Source organism: Neobacillus niacini (assembly GCF_023715415.1).
GTDB lineage: Bacteria > Bacillota > Bacilli > Bacillales > Cytobacillaceae > Neobacillus > Neobacillus niacini_C.
In genome coordinates, this window is record NZ_JAMBOB010000010.1 from 54,551 (window position 1) to 72,898 (window position 18,348).

20 protein-coding genes are annotated in these 18,348 nt (G+C 37.2%); 3 read left to right on the forward strand and 17 right to left on the reverse strand.

All coding sequences use genetic code 11. The features are described from left to right. Position 1 precedes the first annotated feature (1 nt). Entirely contained in the window at positions 2–1,102 is a 1,101-nt protein-coding gene (locus M3189_RS21565; RefSeq protein WP_251637815.1) for an MFS transporter, read from the reverse strand. A 148-nt stretch (positions 1,103–1,250) separates the two neighbouring features. Between M3189_RS21565 and M3189_RS21570 the strand changes: the two genes are divergently transcribed. Further along, positions 1,251–1,835 (forward strand): YdcF family protein, encoded by a 585-nt coding sequence (locus tag M3189_RS21570; protein WP_435368114.1) that lies wholly within the window; start codon positions 1,251–1,253, stop codon positions 1,833–1,835. Positions 1,836–1,853: 18 nt separating this feature from the next. On the opposite strand, the gene M3189_RS21575 is transcribed toward M3189_RS21570, so the two are convergent. The 5 genes from M3189_RS21575 to M3189_RS21595 form a co-directional block, all read right to left on the reverse strand. Continuing rightward, on the reverse strand, positions 1,854–3,179 hold the full coding sequence (locus M3189_RS21575; RefSeq protein ID WP_251637819.1) for a sensor domain-containing diguanylate cyclase: 1,326 nt from the start codon (positions 3,177–3,179) through the stop codon (positions 1,854–1,856). Between the two features lie 100 nt (positions 3,180–3,279). Beyond that, positions 3,280–4,044, reverse strand: a complete 765-nt coding sequence (locus M3189_RS21580) for a MerR family transcriptional regulator (protein WP_251637821.1) — start codon at positions 4,042–4,044, stop codon at positions 3,280–3,282. Between the two features lie 161 nt (positions 4,045–4,205). Next, on the reverse strand, positions 4,206–4,805 hold the full coding sequence (locus tag M3189_RS21585) for a response regulator transcription factor (RefSeq protein ID WP_251637823.1): 600 nt from the start codon (positions 4,803–4,805) through the stop codon (positions 4,206–4,208). Positions 4,806–4,808: 3 nt separating this feature from the next. After that, complete coding sequence (locus M3189_RS21590; RefSeq protein ID WP_251637825.1) at positions 4,809–5,942, reverse strand: sensor histidine kinase; 1,134 nt, start codon at positions 5,940–5,942, stop codon at positions 4,809–4,811. Between the two features lie 143 nt (positions 5,943–6,085). Further along, positions 6,086–7,117 (reverse strand): fatty acid desaturase, encoded by a 1,032-nt coding sequence (locus M3189_RS21595; protein ID WP_251637827.1) that lies wholly within the window; start codon positions 7,115–7,117, stop codon positions 6,086–6,088. Between the two features lie 274 nt (positions 7,118–7,391). Between M3189_RS21595 and M3189_RS21600 the strand changes: the two genes are divergently transcribed. Continuing rightward, the gene (locus tag M3189_RS21600) at positions 7,392–7,757 is read left to right on the forward strand and encodes a DoxX family protein (RefSeq protein WP_251637829.1); all 366 of its coding nucleotides are present in this window, start codon (positions 7,392–7,394) and stop codon (positions 7,755–7,757) included. A gap of 137 nt (positions 7,758–7,894) precedes the next feature. Continuing rightward, complete coding sequence (locus tag M3189_RS21605) at positions 7,895–8,923, forward strand: UvrB/UvrC motif-containing protein (protein ID WP_251637831.1); 1,029 nt, start codon at positions 7,895–7,897, stop codon at positions 8,921–8,923. A gap of 34 nt (positions 8,924–8,957) precedes the next feature. Here M3189_RS21605 and M3189_RS21610 read toward each other — a convergent pair whose 3' ends face one another. From M3189_RS21610 to alsE, 11 genes are all read right to left on the reverse strand, one after another. After that, on the reverse strand, positions 8,958–9,560 hold the full coding sequence (locus tag M3189_RS21610; RefSeq protein ID WP_251637833.1) for a methyltransferase: 603 nt from the start codon (positions 9,558–9,560) through the stop codon (positions 8,958–8,960). 27 nt (positions 9,561–9,587) lie between these two features. Continuing rightward, positions 9,588–10,145, reverse strand: coding sequence for a hypothetical protein (locus M3189_RS21615; RefSeq protein ID WP_251637835.1), 558 nt, complete (start codon positions 10,143–10,145; stop codon positions 9,588–9,590). 3 nt (positions 10,146–10,148) lie between these two features. Then, on the reverse strand, positions 10,149–10,781 hold the full coding sequence (locus tag M3189_RS21620) for an SCO family protein (protein WP_251637837.1): 633 nt from the start codon (positions 10,779–10,781) through the stop codon (positions 10,149–10,151). A 104-nt stretch (positions 10,782–10,885) separates the two neighbouring features. Further along, the gene (locus M3189_RS21625) at positions 10,886–12,568 is read right to left on the reverse strand and encodes a cbb3-type cytochrome c oxidase subunit I (RefSeq protein ID WP_251637992.1); all 1,683 of its coding nucleotides are present in this window, start codon (positions 12,566–12,568) and stop codon (positions 10,886–10,888) included. Positions 12,569–12,587: 19 nt separating this feature from the next. Further along, positions 12,588–13,055 (reverse strand): cytochrome c oxidase subunit II, encoded by a 468-nt coding sequence (locus M3189_RS21630; RefSeq protein ID WP_251637838.1) that lies wholly within the window; start codon positions 13,053–13,055, stop codon positions 12,588–12,590. 15 nt (positions 13,056–13,070) lie between these two features. Beyond that, positions 13,071–13,214, reverse strand: coding sequence for a cytochrome c oxidase subunit 2A (locus M3189_RS21635; RefSeq protein WP_251637840.1), 144 nt, complete (start codon positions 13,212–13,214; stop codon positions 13,071–13,073). Between the two features lie 183 nt (positions 13,215–13,397). Beyond that, on the reverse strand, positions 13,398–14,336 hold the full coding sequence (gene cyoE / locus M3189_RS21640) for a heme o synthase (RefSeq protein ID WP_251637843.1): 939 nt from the start codon (positions 14,334–14,336) through the stop codon (positions 13,398–13,400). A gap of 255 nt (positions 14,337–14,591) precedes the next feature. After that, positions 14,592–16,262: a ribulokinase gene (gene araB / locus M3189_RS21645; protein WP_251637845.1), complete on the reverse strand. Its 1,671-nt coding sequence runs from the start codon at positions 16,260–16,262 to the stop codon at positions 14,592–14,594. A 29-nt stretch (positions 16,263–16,291) separates the two neighbouring features. Then, positions 16,292–16,888: a KpsF/GutQ family sugar-phosphate isomerase gene (locus M3189_RS21650; protein WP_251637847.1), complete on the reverse strand. Its 597-nt coding sequence runs from the start codon at positions 16,886–16,888 to the stop codon at positions 16,292–16,294. Positions 16,889–16,932: 44 nt separating this feature from the next. Continuing rightward, the gene (locus M3189_RS21655; protein ID WP_251637849.1) at positions 16,933–17,613 is read right to left on the reverse strand and encodes a fructose-6-phosphate aldolase; all 681 of its coding nucleotides are present in this window, start codon (positions 17,611–17,613) and stop codon (positions 16,933–16,935) included. Between the two features lie 30 nt (positions 17,614–17,643). Beyond that, positions 17,644–18,321 (reverse strand): D-allulose 6-phosphate 3-epimerase, encoded by a 678-nt coding sequence (gene alsE, locus M3189_RS21660; protein WP_251637850.1) that lies wholly within the window; start codon positions 18,319–18,321, stop codon positions 17,644–17,646. Between the last annotated feature and the right edge of the window lie 27 nt (positions 18,322–18,348).

Genomic DNA, 18,348 nt, shown 5'->3' on the forward strand with positions numbered 1-18,348 from the left:
ACTAATCTCCTCCCTTCTTCAATTGAAGTCCATTTTTCTGATTACTTTCTAACACAAGGTTAGCTTTACGGAAATGAACTTTAGCACCATAGGCACCCAATCTGTGACTAACTCTCCGGCACTCTGAACACAGGTCTGAAAAATGCAGTGTTGTGTGATCAATCGGAACAGACAAATGTCTTTTTTCTAAAGCTAATTGAACATCCTTGATTTGTGTAGCCGTCGCATATTCTATCCCACATCTAGCGCATTCCTTCTGTTCTCCCATTGCATGGTACATCGGTACAATGACAGCTAAAAATCGAAGCGGCAGATGCCAGAACTTACTGAATGGAAAATATAACAGAAAAACAATGACAGTTATTTGGTGTGCAAGCGCAATACCTAAGTAGAAGGCCCCCTCCATCCACAATGCAGAAACCGTGAGTAAGGAACCAGTTATTGAGATTGCTATTAGTAGAAAGAGTGGAAAGAAATCATATTCTTTTGATTGCTCAACAATCTTTTTTTCGTCTGTTACTCTTCGATAAAGCGCCATCCCGCAGCCAATAATGACAGCAATACCTGTCCAATTTAATCCGTGATAAATGGCAATAGCGAGAGGTGAGTCAACTCCCATTCGAAACATTGGAATCCCAAAAACCACTGCTGCATACGTTTTAGGTTCTACTAATTCAAAATGAAGCCAGTTAAGTACAAGGGAAAAGGTAATCGCAAAGGAGAAGATGACTCCCCAAGAAATGAACATATGCTGTGCCCAGCGATAAACAGATCGATTTCTTATAAACCTTTGCTCTCCGATATTGGTGTATAAAGTCTTAAATACGAATGTAAGCCCTTTAGCACTAAACATCATTTTGAAACCTTGCTTCCACAGCCTTCTAGTTGGAGGACGAAGGGTCCACGAGGTGATTCTGATTGTCAAGAGTACAAAGCACAAAACAGTTGCCCACAAATACCCATATAAGGCCATATCGAAATATCCAAATTGTTCTGATCCGATATAAACAGAAAAGAATAAAATTACTAACACGATAAAAACATTTCGTGCTGATTTCTTTGAAAAAAGCAATGAATCTTCTTCATATGGATAAAAGTTCATACGCCAAACTCCTTTACTCTTTGTCTCGTTTAGTATGCCAAGGGAATATAAAAAAATCCCCAGTAATTTAACATATACAGGGAATTGATATTCGACTGTGGTAGAATAAAAGGAAGATTAGATTATACATAGAGGGACGGATTTGATGGTGAAGAGGAAGACATTTTTTGCGGTCATAGGCTTGCTTACACTCAGTGTGCTACTATACTTCGCTTTCTTACATTCTAAGATTAGGGACCACATAAATATTGAAGTACCTTTGCATGCTGACTATATCATTATTCTTGGGGCACGAGTTAAAGGTGAAATACCTTCACTGGCTCTTCAATATCGGATTGATGCAGCGGCAAATTATATGAAGAAAAATGAAGATACCATTGCAATTGCATCAGGAGGACAAGGACCAGGAGAAGATATCACTGAGGCGGAAGCGATTAAAAGAGGTTTACTTAAACATGGAGTTGATAGAAATAGAATATTAATAGAAGATAAATCAACAGACACAGTTGAAAATATCACTTTTTCAAAAAAGCTCATTCCAGATCATCTCGAAACTGGATTGCTCGTAACGAACGATTTTCATCTTTATCGAGCCAAGTCCATTGCTAAAAATCAGGGTTTGAATTTACAAGGAATTCCCGCAGAAACTCCGACAGTGGCCATCCCAAAATCATACACAAGGGAGTACCTCGCGATAACCAAATATTATCTAGTAACATTCTTTAAAAAGTAGAAACCGGCTAATTCAGTATTAGCCGGTTTTTTGATCATTATAAATTTGATAATTATTTTTCCCTTTTTTCTTTGCTTCATATAAAGCAAGGTCAGCGTTTTTAAATAGTGTTTTTTCTTCTAAGTCAAATTGGTTGTAAAATGATATTCCAATACTTGAAGTGATTTTTACGTTTTCATTGGCAACAATCCACTCATCACCTAGACATTGTTGGATTCTATCAGCTATTTCTATAACCTTTGTTTTTTCTGTCAACTCAGGTATTAGTATGACGAATTCATCTCCTCCAATTCTTGCAAGGAAGTCATTTTTTCTAATCGCTTTTTTAACGCGCATGGCAAATTCCTTTAACACCTCATCACCAATGTCATGTCCATAGGTATCATTAATTTCTTTAAAATGATCAATATCAAGGACAAAGACTGAAAGCAGCAGGTTCGTTCGTTTTGCTTTTTCCATCTCTGTTTTAAGACATTGTGAAAAGTAAGTTCTATTAGGAATACCCGTTAATGGGTCATGAAGAGCTAACTCTTTTAATTTATCTTCATATTTCTTTCTTTGCGTGATGTTTTTGTAGGCAACTACACCCCCATCCCAATCACCATTGTGATCAAAGAGAGGTGAAAACGAGCCAAGAAAATATATCATTTCACCACTTTTTGTCATTCGTTTTACCTCATGAGAAGTCACTGTCTCGCCGCTTTTTACTCTTTCAATGACTTTTCTAAGGTCTTCTTTATCCTCTTCTGGGATAAAACTGATGGACTTTTTCTTTACCAGATCTTCTGCTGTCCAGCCTAATAATTTTTCGAATGCTTTATTAACGGATACTATATTTTCATTTTTATCAAATGTAAACATGACATCCGCAACACTATTCCAGACGAGCTCAAAGCGATCTTTTATCCTTCGTATTTCATACTCCTTTTCTCTTTGTTCTGTTAAATCACGGACGATAGCTAACAAATGGGTACACTCGCCGTCTTGATTGAACACAGGTGTGATCGTCGATTCCCAATAAATGATTCCATGATTATTGTTTTCGAGAAGAGGCGAAACACTAACCATATCCTCGTATTTGATGGGCCTTTTCTTTTCCATTGCTTCTTCGTATTTTCCCTTGATAATTTGGTAAGCATTATTTGGAAGAACCTCTTCTATCTGTTTGCCAAAACATTCATTTGTTAATCCGTAAAGGTCTTTAGCTGGTTTATTTAAAATAACATAGCTTAATGATTTATCTTGATTTACTTTTGTCAAAAAGACCAAATCAGTCATATTATTAATCAATTGATAAAATAGATTAAGCCTATTCAAAATCTCTAAACTGTATTTTTCAGCCATAATTTTCGCCTTTCTATTGTAAGTTCTTTTTTTATTCTGCACTATTGCTCTGAAAATATAAAAAGCTCACCCAAAACGATTATTGGGTGAGCATTAACCATTAGTTTTTTAGACCTGTATAGACATGAATCGCATCCCTTAGGAATATTGCGGTTCCAGGTTGTTTTTTGTCATAATAAGCTGTAAACCTTTCATCATCCACATACATTTGAGCTAATCCTGCATGGGCTTCCTCGCTGTATTCTTTCCAATAATAGCTTAGCCATTGCTTATGGAGATGTGCCGCCTTTTGTGCTAACTCATCTGCAGGGTCTCCTGTTTTAAATGCTTCAGCTAAAGTAGTGTGGATTTGTTCAGCTAAAGCTGTTACTTCTTCGTATTGTTCCTGAGTCATATTCATTACTTTTGCATTAGACGCTTCAACTGTATCCTTGCCATATTTTTCACGGATTTCTTTTCCATATTTCTTCTCGTTATCTTCAATCATTTTCTTTTTAAATCCTTCAAATTTCTCTTTATTTGACATGGTTATTCTCCCTTCCGTAAGTGCTATTGTTTTATCGACATTGGCGATTAATAAATCTAGTTGTTCCTTCTTTTCGAGGAGTTTTTCACGATGCTCCCGCAGTGCTTTAGCCCCATCAAAGGTCGGTGCCGTTACAATGTCCTTGATGCTGTCTAAACCGACTCCTAGTTCTCGATAGAATAAGATTTGCTGCAAGCGATTCACTTCCGCCTGACCATAGATCCGATATCCTGATGAATTGATTCTTGCCGGCTTAAGAATTCCAATTTCATCATAATATCTCAATGTTCGGGTGCTAACACCTGCGAGACTAGCAAGTTTTTGTATTGTATATTCCATGTGATCCTCTCCTCATAAACAACAATACACCTTTACGCAACGGTAAGGTCAATACCTTAGTCTGCCTATTTTTTAAAAAATAAAGCCAGTCATTGCTGCGAAAAGACAATGGCTGGCCAAATAGATTATTCAATTTCTGCTAAGGCTGTTTCCTGATCGACCTATTTGAACCAGCCTTTTTCTTTGGATTGTTTGATGGCTTCGATTCGGTTTTTGACGTCTAGTTTGTCTAGTATGGTGGAGATATAATTACGGACGGTACCTGTTTTGATGCTGAGTTGCTCTGCGATTTCTTGAGTGTTTTTGCCATCAGCGACGAGTTCGAGTACTTCTTTTTCACGGTCTGTTAGTGGGTTTTCTTCGGAGTAAACATCGTCCATAAGCTCAGGGGCGTATATCCGTTTTCCTTCCATTACCCGTCGGATGGAGCTTGCCAGCTCCTCGCTTGGACTATCCTTTAACAGATAGCCTCTAACTCCTGCTTTTAGGGCACGTTGAAAATAACCTGTTCGAGCAAATGTAGTTAATATGATTACTTTGCAATCTAAACCTTTTACCTCTTCAGCCGCTTCCAGTCCTGTTTTTCCTGGCATTTCGATGTCCATAATGCAAATATCAGGCTGATGCTTCCTTACTAAAGCCACCGCCTCTTCCCCATTTGAAGCTTTGCCAACCACTTCCATATCCTCTTCCAAATTTAGAAGCGAACCGAAGGCGCCCAACAGCATTTGCTGGTCTTCCGCTATTACAATTCTAATCATATTTTACGCCTCCTCCTTAATTGACGGCTTAACGTCATTGGGCACTCTAATTATTAAAGTTGTTCCTTCTTTTGTTAGAAGCTCTAAGCTGCCATTAATAAACTCCAGGCGTTCTTTCATTCCTAGTAGCCCGCTTCCTCTCATTTCTTTATCATCTTCGCTTTTAAACACTCCATTATCATGGATGGTCAACACCATTTCCTTCCACGATTGCACAATGGATACAGAACAAGAGCTGGCACCACTATGTTTAACAACATTATTAACTGCCTCTTTCAAACACATGCTAAGAATGTTTTCAGTCAATAAAGGAACATTTTTCAAGGAAATTTCCTGGTCTCCTTCGAAGTTTATTTCGGCAGCCTTCAATATTTGTTTCACCCGGATAATCTCATCTTTTAACCTGATTCCTCTCATTGAAGAAACCATTTTTCTCACTTCACTTAACGCGGTTCTTGCTGTTTGCTGCACGTCTTTTAATTCACTACGTGCCTGCTCAGGGTCTTTGGTGATTAATCTTCTGGCTAAATCACTTTTTAAGCCAATCAGCGAGAGCTTTTGGCCTAATGTGTCATGTAGGTCGCGGGCAATCCGCTGACGCTCCTCTAACTTTACCAACTCTGAAATGCGCTTATTGGCATCCTCAAGCTTTTCCTCCAACTGGCCCATTTCCTTCTTATTATGAATATTGAAAGGCAGCAAAATGACACTTATCCAAATGATAATGACAAAAGGCAATTGCTTGAGAAAAAACTCATCCTGCTGGACAATGCTGAAATTAATAGAGGCGGATGTACTAATCAAATGAATAAAATATAAGGTTAAAAACGTTACTCGCTCCTTGATATTTCCAATAAAATAGGAAAGAAAAAAAGCAAAATACACATAGCTAAAAAGGCTGGTTGATGTAATTGAGATACCTATTAAGATGAAGGTCCAGAGATAAACCGGCCACCCTTTCGAAATGAAAGCAATCCGATAGAAGATAAAAAAGAGAATGGTAAGGATAATCCCAACAACGATTTTTATAGGCGAGGATGTTTGGAAAATAAAATAAAAGGGCAATATGCAAAGAATGGTCCAAATATATGGTGATATGCCGCTATTTTTCTGGAATGTCATATACCTTTTAATCATAGTAGAACCTCATTTTCAGTAATAAAAGTTTATAACCTTAATATTACCACAATTACCCACTCTCTTCATTTACTACTATTTATTCGACCCCTGCCATTCTTTAGAACAGAAATAACGACAAGCCCAATACAGGGCTTGTCGTTTCATACTTTCTCCGCTCTAAGAAACTTTTTCTGTTCTTTTACTAGCACTTTAATTTCCTTAAAGCCAACAAACTTCTTGTTTTGTTCATCGAAAAGGCGGAATTTAAGCGAACTTAGACTGGTTGCTAATGTAATGGTTGGAACATTTTGCAAGGGCAGTGTATTATTATGAGCTTCTTCTAGCTTGTAATTGGGTACCCTCGGGCTTAAATGGTGAACATGGTGATAGCCAATATTTCCAGTTAACCACTGTAAAACCTTTGGAAGTTTATAGAAGGAACTGCCTTCAACCGCTGCTTTCACATATTCCCAATGTTTATCTTCCTCAAAGTATGAATCTTCGAAGGTATGCTGCACATAAAACAACCATATTCCCAGCGAACCAGATAGTAAAAAGATAGGGCCTTGTACCAATAGGAATTGCTCCCAACCAAGCGTGAAGCATAGTACAGCTATTAAAGCAGCAATCCCTGTATTGGTTATATAGGTGTTCATACGTTCATTAAACCGTGCACCTTTTCGATTAAAGCGGTTTTTAAGCAAGAATACGTATATAGGTCCTAATCCAAACATTACAAGTGGGTTCCGATACAACCGATATTTTAATCTTTCCCATGTTGAAGCAGCTAAATATTCTTCCACTGTCAATACCCAGATATCACCCGTTCCCCGCTTATCTAAATTACTGCTCGTTGCATGATGCACAGAATGGTCATGCTGCCATTGGTGATAGGGAAAAACAGTCAATATTCCTGTAATCGTTCCAAGAATTGTGTTTGCTTTCCGGTTCTTAAAAAAGGAGTGATGACAGCAATCATGAAAAATGATGAAAGTCCTCACTAAAAATCCTGATGCAAGGATAGAGATTCCCAAAGTTAGTATGTATGAGATGGTAAGACTTTGATAAGCAAGAATCCACAGTAGAAAGAAAGGCAGCAGGGTATTTATTATCTGCCAGATGCTTGCTCGTAGATTTGATTTTTCATAAGGTGCAACTTGTTTTCGTAAATTCTTTTGGTTGTGTTCCATCATAACTTTATCCCCTTCCTTTTATTTGATATCAAAAGTATAACCCTAGTAATACACTCTTTTGTAGATATAGCTGTCATGATTTTGACATGATAAATGTCATAATCCCCCTATTACACGAAGAGAGGAGAAGCTCAAGTTTCGAGCCTCTCCTCCCCTTTTGGGTAGTTATATTTTCTTCTTTCAACGTCATTAATAACCCTAATTTTTAAAATTTTACTATTTCACTCATGGTATGTCCCATCATTTGAATACATTCTATAAAGGGGGAATGGACATGAATCAATCATTGGCAACAGCAAGTTTAATCCGATATGCTGTTGCATTTGTCTTTATTACGTCAGGTGTGATGAAATTATTCAGCACAGAACTTGCTGAAGTTTTTATCGGTTTAGGGTTGCCTTTTCCAGATATCCTGTTGTATGTGACGGCCTTTCTGGAGATAATTTGCGGCATACTTATTTTACTTAATCGCAGTGTAAAAAATGCAGTGATCCCCTTAATTGGAATCATGATTGCTGCCCTTCTGCTAACAAAGCTCCCTATCCTGCACAGCGGAATTTTACCATTTGCATTTAAAGCGAGATTAGACATTGTCATGTTAATACTTTTGTATATTCTCTATTCAAAATCACCTTCATAAGTGCTTATTACCAGATTGTTATACTCAATCTGGTTATTTTTTTATGATAAAATAAAGAAAAATGCGGAATGGGGGCGAGTATTATTTTTATAAAAGAAAAGGTGAAAAACCTTCCCTCGACACCCGGAGTCTATTTAATGAAGGATTCCCGGGGCTCTATCATTTATGTCGGTAAGGCAAAAAACCTTAAAAGACGTGTTCAATCCTATTTCCAACAATCAAAGGCACATCCGCAAAAGATTATTAAACTTGTCAGCAATATTCGAGATTTTGATATTCTGTTAACAGATACAGAATTTGAAGCGTTTATGCTGGAATGTAAATTAATCCAAGAGCTAAAACCGTTATTTAATAAAATGATGAAAAGTCCCCAATCCTACTCTTACATTGCGATTAATAAGAATAGAGAATACCCAGACATAGAGATTACAAACCAACGGGATGAGCAGGACGGAATACTTTATTATGGCCCCTTTCCTAGCAAAGCTAGAGTCGAACTGGCGATTATAGGCATCAAGGAAGCCTTTCAAATTCTTTGCAGCAATCCAAAATGGCAGAATTCACTGTGCTTCAACCATTCTCTTGGATTATGCATAGGAATGTGCGGCGGTGGACCTGCACTGCAACAGTACCAAACCATATTCAATGATATCATTGCTTTACTTAATGGTAAAAATAAGGTAATCCTTGATGAGATGAAAAGGAAAATGGATAAAGCCGCCGCCGATTTCGATTTTGAGGCTGCCGCTAGGTATAGAGATCGAATCGAGGCCATTGGGTTTCTGCTTCGAAAAGAAAGGGTTATTGAGTTTACACAGGAAAATAAGAATCTTGTTGTCATAGAAAATTTAAGCGAGGACTCCTTTAAGCTCTTTCTAATAAAACGCAACGAAGTCCTTACTAGTAAAGTAATTACCATTGATTGTGCCGACGTTACTAAACTTAGCAGCCTCATCACTTCAACCTTTAAGGATACAGCTATTCCTACCGGCAACCATATAAAAAGAGATGAGATTGATGAAGCTCAAATTATCTATAACTATTTAAAAACCAGCAACTGCCGCTATAAGAGGATTCCCGATAATTGGATTCGTAACCACAAAGATAAAACAATCGAAAATGCACTAACGAAATTAATATTTACTAAACAAACCATCAAAAAATAGCCCCGATTGTCGATTTTAGACGGCGAGGGCTATTTTAATAGGCCAAGCGATAAATCAAAAATCGCTCATTGGCATTATTCTCATATAAACCAGGAAGTTGAACCTCTTTTAGTAATTCAAATAAGGTGTGGTTTTCTAAATAGTAGATATAATCCTCTGATGGATAATATAAAATCACATCTACCTCCCGTTTGAATTTTTCTACCGAAACCAAAATATTATTTATGATTTTCCAAAATATTGGGATTGTAAATGGATTGAAAAAATAAAAACGATTATCAAGAGGATTGATTTCATATTTTTCTGCCAAGCAGCACTGAAATTGAATCTCACCTTTATCTTTAGCCTTTATCAAATAATTCGCTTTGTTCTCAATCGCTTCTTCGTATAGCTTTTCATTCATCTCAACCCCTGTAACAGAAGAATGAAATAGGTAATGAATAAAGAAGTTGAGTCTTCCTTTCCCACAGCCAAAATCAACGATATGATCACTGCTGTTTAATTCATATTCTGCGAATAATTTTTCAAGTGCAGTGTAGGGAGTCGGCTCGTATCTGTGATAATGGAAGGACTTATTATAACCCCTTTGATTTCCTTCCGTTTCGATATTCAGCAATTCATCGTAATTTGAGTTCATTCAATACATTCACTCCTGCCTGCCCTCTCATTCATATGCGGAAGGGTCGATAAAAAAGTTGTACCCTAAATAGACTATCATACCAATTGCAGTCAGTAAAAACCCCCATCCAAGAGTTACTTGCTCAATGATTAGATAGTTATTACATAATTGCACCGGGGACCAAATGTATAACCATCCCAATCCTATAAACAGAACCGTGAAACCAATAATAATAATATTTTTCCCCAATGAACTGAGTTTCTTCCAACTATCTCTTAAAGATACTCCAGCTAAAAATGGCAAACTAATAAATTTGAATACTTCAACGCTATTTGTGGTTAATGCCTCATCCATTGTTCGGGGTAACATCCAATATACCACGATGATGACAAATAAGAGAATTCCTGGAATACCGTTACTATTCCACTTTTCAAAAAACGTCGGAAATCTTTTTTGGAAAAATCTTGCCATTAACATTCCCGCAATCACCAGCATCGGCATTTGCATATGCATATGAATGACCATATGGGATTCCATAAAATGGGCGACAGGAGGAGCAACCAAGAAGATTAATAAAAGTAAGCCATAAAACGACTGATTCATCGATTACTCCTCCGATCCATTTTCAAGTATGTTTACTACTGTTTTAGCGGCTTCATCAATTTCTTTATAATCCATAACATTTGCCAAACTGCCTTTTTTATCAACTAAATAAAAGGCGGAGTTATGTGCAAAGTTTCCATATTCATCTGGAATAACAATGACGCCAAAGCTATCTAACAAAGATTTCAATTCAGCTTTATCATTAATTCTTGCCATTCTCCATGTTTCGCCATCACTCTTAAAAAAGTCTTTATATTTATTTAAGGTAGCGGGGTCATCCCGCTCCGGGTCAAAGCTGATACTTAAAAAAACAATATCCTCGCCAATATATTTGCTTGGAACCTTATCATACACTTGCTTCATGTTATATTCTAATTCTGGGCAAACCGTTGTACAGGAAGTATATAAAAATGTAATAAATACATATTTGTCTTCAAATTCAGAAATTGAATATTTACGCCCGGTGCTATCCTCGAGGGTAACTTCTGGGAATTTTGGTTTATCATTTAGTAGTTTATTCACTCTTGCCTTTTCAGCAGTAAATGCACTGAATCCATCGGTGCCTATAAAAAACAACCCTAAGCCAAAAAATAAAACGATAAAAACTGCTATTTTGTTATGTCTATTTTTGATCATACTGATCACATCCAACTCTGTTTTCTGTAGTCAAAATATCATCCAATTAAGCATAAAGAGATAGCTCTGAAACTACGAGCTATCTCTTTATCAATCCATTCACCTTACCAAGTCTTGAATGGTGGTGATCCTGGAGGTGCATTTACAATCATATCAGTCAATGGTATTACATAGGCCATTGCAACTACGATGATCATTAGTACAATCCATAAGCCCCAGCGTTCGGTCCAATAAGGTGTTTTCGTTGCATTTTCTTCTTCTTCAGCAATCGGGAATTCAGTTTCACCCTTTGGTGCAAAGAACATCATATTGAATACAGCGTAGACTTGAAGAATAACACCAATGATTAACAACGTACCGCCAACTGCTAATAACGTCAAGTATGGGTCCCAGCCTAATGCTGTTGCATGATCCCCATAAGTGGAGTAAGAAGTTCTTCTTGGTGAACCAAGCAAGCCAACATAGTGCATAGAACCAGACATACAGATCATACCAACTGTCCAAATCCATGTTTGGATAACACCTAATTTATTGATTTGCGGTGTTAATACCCGGTTTGAAATAAAAGGAACTAACCAATAACTAATTCCAAAGAATGTCATAACAACTGACATACCTAATGTTAAGTGGAAATGTCCAACAATCCACATTGTATTATGAACAACTTGATCTAATTGGTTTGTAGTTTGGGCAATACCACCAGCTCCAGCCGGAATGAAGGCAACCATTGCAATAAATGGTGCTAAGAATCGAACATCGCCCCATGGCATTTTCTTCCACCAGCCGATTAATCCTTTTCCACCTTTTCTTCTTGCTGTACGCTCAAATACTGCGAATAGTGCAAATGCTGTCATTAGTGAAGGGAATCCAATTGCTAAACTCATAAATACGTGCATAAATTTAACAATTTCATTGATTGCAGGGTCAATGATTTGGTGATGGAATCCACCAGTGATGTTCATAATAACTAGAGCGATAATTACTACACGTGTTAGTAGATCACTCCAGCGCTTTCCGCCGATAACTTTTGGTACAACTACGTACCATGCAGATACAGCTGTTAAATACCAGATATTGACCAATGTGTGTCCAAATGCCCAGAAAAGTGTACGAGCGACCATTACATTGATCCCATCAACCCAACCAAATACCCATGGTAGAATCATGAATAATACTTCAACTGCCACGAACATTAGTGCGAAGAATAATAGTACGAATACACCAGTTGCAAAGTAAGACAGGATTGGAACATGCTGTCCTTTGTGATTTTTTCTCCAGTTCGCTACTTGGATAAATGCTCCAATACAGCATAACCAAACACCAACTACGATTAATGCTAAACCGATATAAAATACAGGATGTGCAGCCATCGGTGGATAGAACGTGTACATAACCGAAGCTTCATTCATTAAGATTGGAATAACCGCTAATACAAATCCGACAAGCTTAACGAAGAAACCAACCCAAGCGAGCTTTCTAACTTTTGGAAGAAGCCCTCCTAAATTATGAGAAAGTGTTGCATAAAAGTATCCAATGGTAAAGAATGCAGTTAACACGAGGATTAGCAATAATCCATGTGCAGTCAATACTTGATAATAATTAAACCAAGTTGGTAACTCTAACAATCCTGCTCGGTTTAACCCTTGTAATAGTCCTAAAAATCCACCAACTAATAATGCGATAAATGCTACTGCTATATATGATTTCGATAATTTTGCATCCTGTGGGTGATATCCCAGCATTTTATTTGCTTTTTCTTTAATACCTACTTTTAAATCTGCTTCCATCTTCATCTAATATCCCCCCTTATTTAACCGTAATCGTTGTACTCATAACTTGGTGACCTGCACCACAATATTCATTACAGATAACTAAATAGCTGCCTGGCTTATCAAAGGTTTGAGTGATTTTTTGAATATGCCCTGGCATAACCATCGCATTGAGGTTTGTACCGGCCACTTCAAATCCATGTACTACATCTTTTGAAGTCATAATAAAAGTAACCTCTGCTCCAGCAGGTACTTCAATGTTATTTGGAGTAAAACCAAACGCTTGTAAAGTCATAACCACTTCATATTTATTGTCGCCAATTTCTTTAACTCCTGGATTATCGAATGGAGCTGTTTGATCCACCTTTTGAGGATCAATCGTTTCCATACCGCTTGGTGGTGACATTCCTTGTGCAAATGCTTGGTATCCAGTGATTATCATGAATCCCATGATAATACCAAAGCTTATCGTAAGCCATATTTTTTCATCAAGATGCATTTTCATCTCTCTAATCCCCCCTTATAATCTGGTCATATAAAGACCGTATAGAACTATATACGTAGCAACAATAACGACTCCAACTACTGTTACAGAAATCCATGTTCCCTTTAATGGTTCTTCCTGCTGTTTATTACTTTTATGAGTAACTTTTGAAGCTGCCATCGAAATTCAACCCCCTTTTGTTGTCCTTAGGTATATAATAATTGCGAATTGTTCTCACTGAAGTGAACTGAATCACATTGTGGCATTTTGATGTTTTAAAAGTGACAGATTTATGAACAACAAAAAAAGCTATCCCCGCAAAGTCAGCAGGGACAGCTTTTTTTAAACATTATTTAGTATTATTTAGAAAAGAGGCAGTGTAACAATTATCATTGTCAGGAATAGGATTGTTACATAATTTACAGAATACAGAAAAATAACATGCGCCCATTTTAGGTCATTTTTCGTGAAAAATCCGCTAATACTTACGACTAACCAACCTACGTTAAGTATTGTTGCAATAACAATAAATGGTGTACCGAGAGATGTTAAGTAAAAGGGTAAGGGCAGTAAACATGCGACATATACAACAATTTGCCGTTTTGTCATTTTAAACCCATGAACAACAGGAAGCATGGCAACACCTGCTGCTTTATATTCTTTACATTTCTTCATGGCGATCGCAAAGGTATGTGGCATTTGAAAAATAAATAAAATTAGAAATAATATAATTGGAACAATATGATTGCTAGATTCAATGGCTGTCCATCCGATTAACGGGGTTACAGCTCCTGACACACTTCCAATTACCGTATTAAGGGTATATCTTCGCTTTGACCACATCGTATACAAAATCACATAAGTGAACCAGCCCACGAATGCATATATGGCAGCTTCCACTGTAGTAAAGAGTAACAGGATTAAACCCAGTATGGTCAAAACAATTCCCATTGTTAAAACAACTTTTAATGGGATATTTCCCGTTACTGTAGGTCGATTTTTCGTTCTTTCCATTACAGTATCAATATCAACATCATACCAATTGTTAAGAACGAGAGCTCCTGCCATAACCAATGTACTGCCGACAATCGTTAGTAAAAATACTTCCCAGTAATCACTAAACGAATGATCAGTAAAATGTAATGCTAACCAGAAACCAGTAAAAACAGGCAGGACATTTGCGATTAAAACACCTGCTTTAAAAAGTGCTTTTAAATCGGTGATTAAGCTAGAGGTATTTCGTTCATCTAACAAAGGTTTGTTCCCCGCCTTCTGAATAGATGATATTTTGTCTTTAATCATAACTATACCTCCATACTTATTCTTACACCTCCATTAAACCATACCTGTCAAGCTTTTGCATGATTTTAACTTAAAAATTGCTACTCACTAGCCTCAGCCTGCACCGCCACCTTTAATTACAACGTATGTCTAAATAGTTCCTTATAGCTGTAAAATCTGGCCTGCAGCTACTTCTTCATACATTTTACCCAAATTAAATCATTCCTAAAAAAATGTCAAAAAAACCCCGACATACTTGACAGGGTCAAATCAAAATTATTTACTTTGTTCAATTTTAATATTTTTCAATCGCTTCATGATTTGCTTGTACTCTATCCCAAAGTGGTGATATAGTGTTGTGTATTCACGATATAGCTGGTCATAGACGTTTGCATTGGTAATGTTTGGATAATACACTTTATCCTCCAACTTACCCATTGCTTGCCCTGCTACAAACACATCATCGTATCCCCCTCGTTCCGAACCTGCAGCAACTGCCCCAAATATTGCACTTGCTAGTGCTGGCCCTTGAGAGCCACCGCCAACTTTCACCGGCATCTTAATGACATCAGCATAAATTTGCATTACAAGTGGGTTCTTTTGCGCAATTCCTCCAGAGGCAAAGAATTCGTTAACGGGGACACCATTCTTTCGAAATGTTTCAATGATTTTTCTTGTTCCGTATGCTGTACTTTCAATCAATGCACGATATATATCTTCAGCTTTCGTTTGAATTGTCAGCCCCACGATCATTCCAGTTAAATCAACGTCAACGAGAGTAGAACGGTTTCCATTCCACCAATCAAGAGCAACTAATCCATTTTCACCAGCTTTTAAATTCTCGGCTTTTTGTGTCAAATATTCATGAATACTTATGCCTTCACTTTTAGCCTTTTCATGATATTCCACAGGTACGCAATTATCAACGAACCAAGCAAAGGTATCCCCAACACAATTTTGTCCTGCTTCATAGCCGAAATATCCAGGAACAATTCCGTCCTCTACAACACCGCAGATACCTGGTACTCTTTGTTCTTCTTCACTCAAGATTAAGTGACAGCTTGATGTTCCGATAATATCTAGCATTTTACCTGGGCCATCTATCTTTACGGCAGGGAAACATACATGGGCATCCGCATGGGCGATGGCCACTGCAGTTCCTGCATTTAAACCAGTAAGTTTCGCTGCTTTTTCAGTTATTTCCCCCGCTCTTTGCCCAATCGGAGTAATATCTATGCTTAATTTTCCATCCACCACATTTTCCAAACGAGGATCTAACGATTTAAAGAACGATTTATCCGGATAGCCTTCTTGTTTATGCCAGATAGCCTTAAAACCAGCAGTACATACGTTTCTTGTATGAACGTCTGTTAACTGCCAAACCGTCCAATCTGATGCTTCAATAAAGTAATCTGCTTCATCATAGATATGTGGTGCTTCATCTAATACTTGCCAAATCTTCGGGAATATCCATTCAGATGAAATCTTTCCTCCATAACGACCTAGCCATTCCTCACCCATTTGTTCTGCAATCTCATTTAACTTGTTTGCTTTGTCTTGTGCTGCATGGTGCTTCCATAGTTTCACATAGGAATGAGGTTCCTCTTTATATTGATCGATAAAGCACAACGGCGTACCGTCAGACTTAACCGGCACAACTGTACATGCAGTAAAATCTACACCGACACCAATAATGTCATTCGGAGAAACACCGGACTGTTTTAATACAGAAGGGATAGCTGTGGATAATACATCTATATAATCTTGAGGATGTTGAAGCGCCCAATCAAGAGGTAGCTTTTTCCCGTTTGGTAGTTTCTTATCCATTACCCCGTGTGAGTAATTATGTGTAGCTGTTGCTAACTCTTCTCCTGTTTGTACATCTACTAATACAGCACGGCCTGAAAGCGTACCAAAATCAAGACCTATTGTATATTTTTTAGACATCACAATAACCCCCTAGGCTTGTTACTATTTTAATCGTTATCCTTTTTTGTTAAAGCTTCTCCTACTTTTCCACCTGGATGGATTACCGCAAATTGTTCTTTTGTGTATCCTCTAAACCGAGTCATCGCAATACAAATAGCATCAAAAAGAGCGATGGTTGTAATCGTACTCGATGTAGCTAACATGTTGAAATCATCTGGTTCCTTTGATACTTTAACTTTCAATAGGTAATCTGAATGCTTTGCAATGTATGAGTCTTCTACTTCTGTAACCGCAATTATTGTTGCACCTTTTGCTATACATCCCGGTAATAAATTATTGATTTCTTGAGTTGCTCCCCCCTTAGAAAATACAATAACAATATCTTCTTTTTGAACAACTCCTAATGCACCATGAACAGCATCAGATGGTGACAAAAATAATGCAGGACATTCCACACAGCTTAATGTATGTGCAATTTTTTTGGCAGCTGCACCTGAGGTTCCACAACCTGTCGTAATAATTTTCCCTTTACAGTTCTTTATAAGTTCAAAGACCTTTTCTACTTGTTCATGATCAAAGGTATTATTAATCTCCAAAATAGCCTCTGCTTCTTTTGTAAGTGTATCATGAACTGAATCTATCACATTGGCAAACAAATCTAATCACATCCCTAAAGTAATCTCATCTTTCAAAAATCTAAAAATGTTTTCTCCTTACCGTAAACCTCTTCCCAATCTTTTTTAAAGTCGACTACCGCCGACTCGATAGATGGCATTTTAAGTGAATTACTAAGCAATGCAGGGTCAACAGTTGCACAATGTGCACCACTTTCAAACGCTCTCATTACTTGCCCTATATTCTTAAAACTAGCAGCTAGTATCTTAGTTTGATAGTTACCCCTTTGAATTACTTTCGCATAATGACTAATCACACGATCAGGATCTATATTGGTATTTTCCATTCTATTAAAATAAGGTGCAATATAGTCCGCTCCTGCCATAATCGCGTAATCCCCTTGTGCTATTGTATAGATTGCGGTTGCTGTAATATTGAAATCTTCATTTTTCAGCTGTTTTATTGCTTTTAATCCCTCTTCATTGACCGGTATTTTGATATACACATCTTTTCCTAGTTTCTCTACTATTCTATACGCTTCTCCTATGATCTTTTCGGAATTATCTGTAGTCACTTGAATATGTAGAGAACGATTACTACCAATAATGTTCTGAATCTCTTTAAAATGATCTATAAGTTCTAGCTTTCCCTCATTTTTTAGAATGCTAGGATTTGAAGTGATGCCTACTATTGAGAAGACTCCAATATAATGCCGAATATCTTCTAAATTAGCCGTATCAAACATTAATTCCATTCTTAGTCCCCCATTTCCCTTTTATAATCGTTATACCTTCATTACTTCAGCAAAGTTTTCATATGCCTTGTTGCAAGCAAGGTTAATATCTTCGTTTAAATTAAATAATCCAGAGGACCCAAGCACATAAACATCCGCACCAGCATCTTTTAGTTTTTTGAACGTTTTTTTGTTGACCGCTCCATCTACTTGAATCTTAAACGAAAATCCATTTTCCTCCCTAAGCTTAGCTGCTTCTTTGATTTTTTCAATCATTTCATCAATGAAGGGCTGCCCAGGAAACCCAGGATCAACAGTCATAATGGTTAATAATTCTACTCTGCCCAAGTAGGATTCAATATAACTAAGTGGAGTTGCCGGATTCAGAACGATTCCTATCTTACAACCAACACTTTTAATCATATTTAAAACACGAAAGGCATGATGATTAATGGTCTCAGCTTGTGGTGAAATATATGTTGCACCTGCATTTGCACAAACTTCAATCCAATCTTCAGGATTTGTAGTTGCTAAATGGACATCCATTGGCTTATTCACTACTTTTCTAAAGGCCTTCATCAAGTCAGGTGAAAGGGAAAGATTCTTACTATAGTGACCATCAATAATATCTATATGGTAATAATCAACAAAGTTATTTAAAACTTCCAACTCATTCTTTACATGTAAGAAATCCATACACATAAGAGACGCCGAGAATGTAGGTTTCATAGTTAAACCTCCCGTCTTAAAATAGAA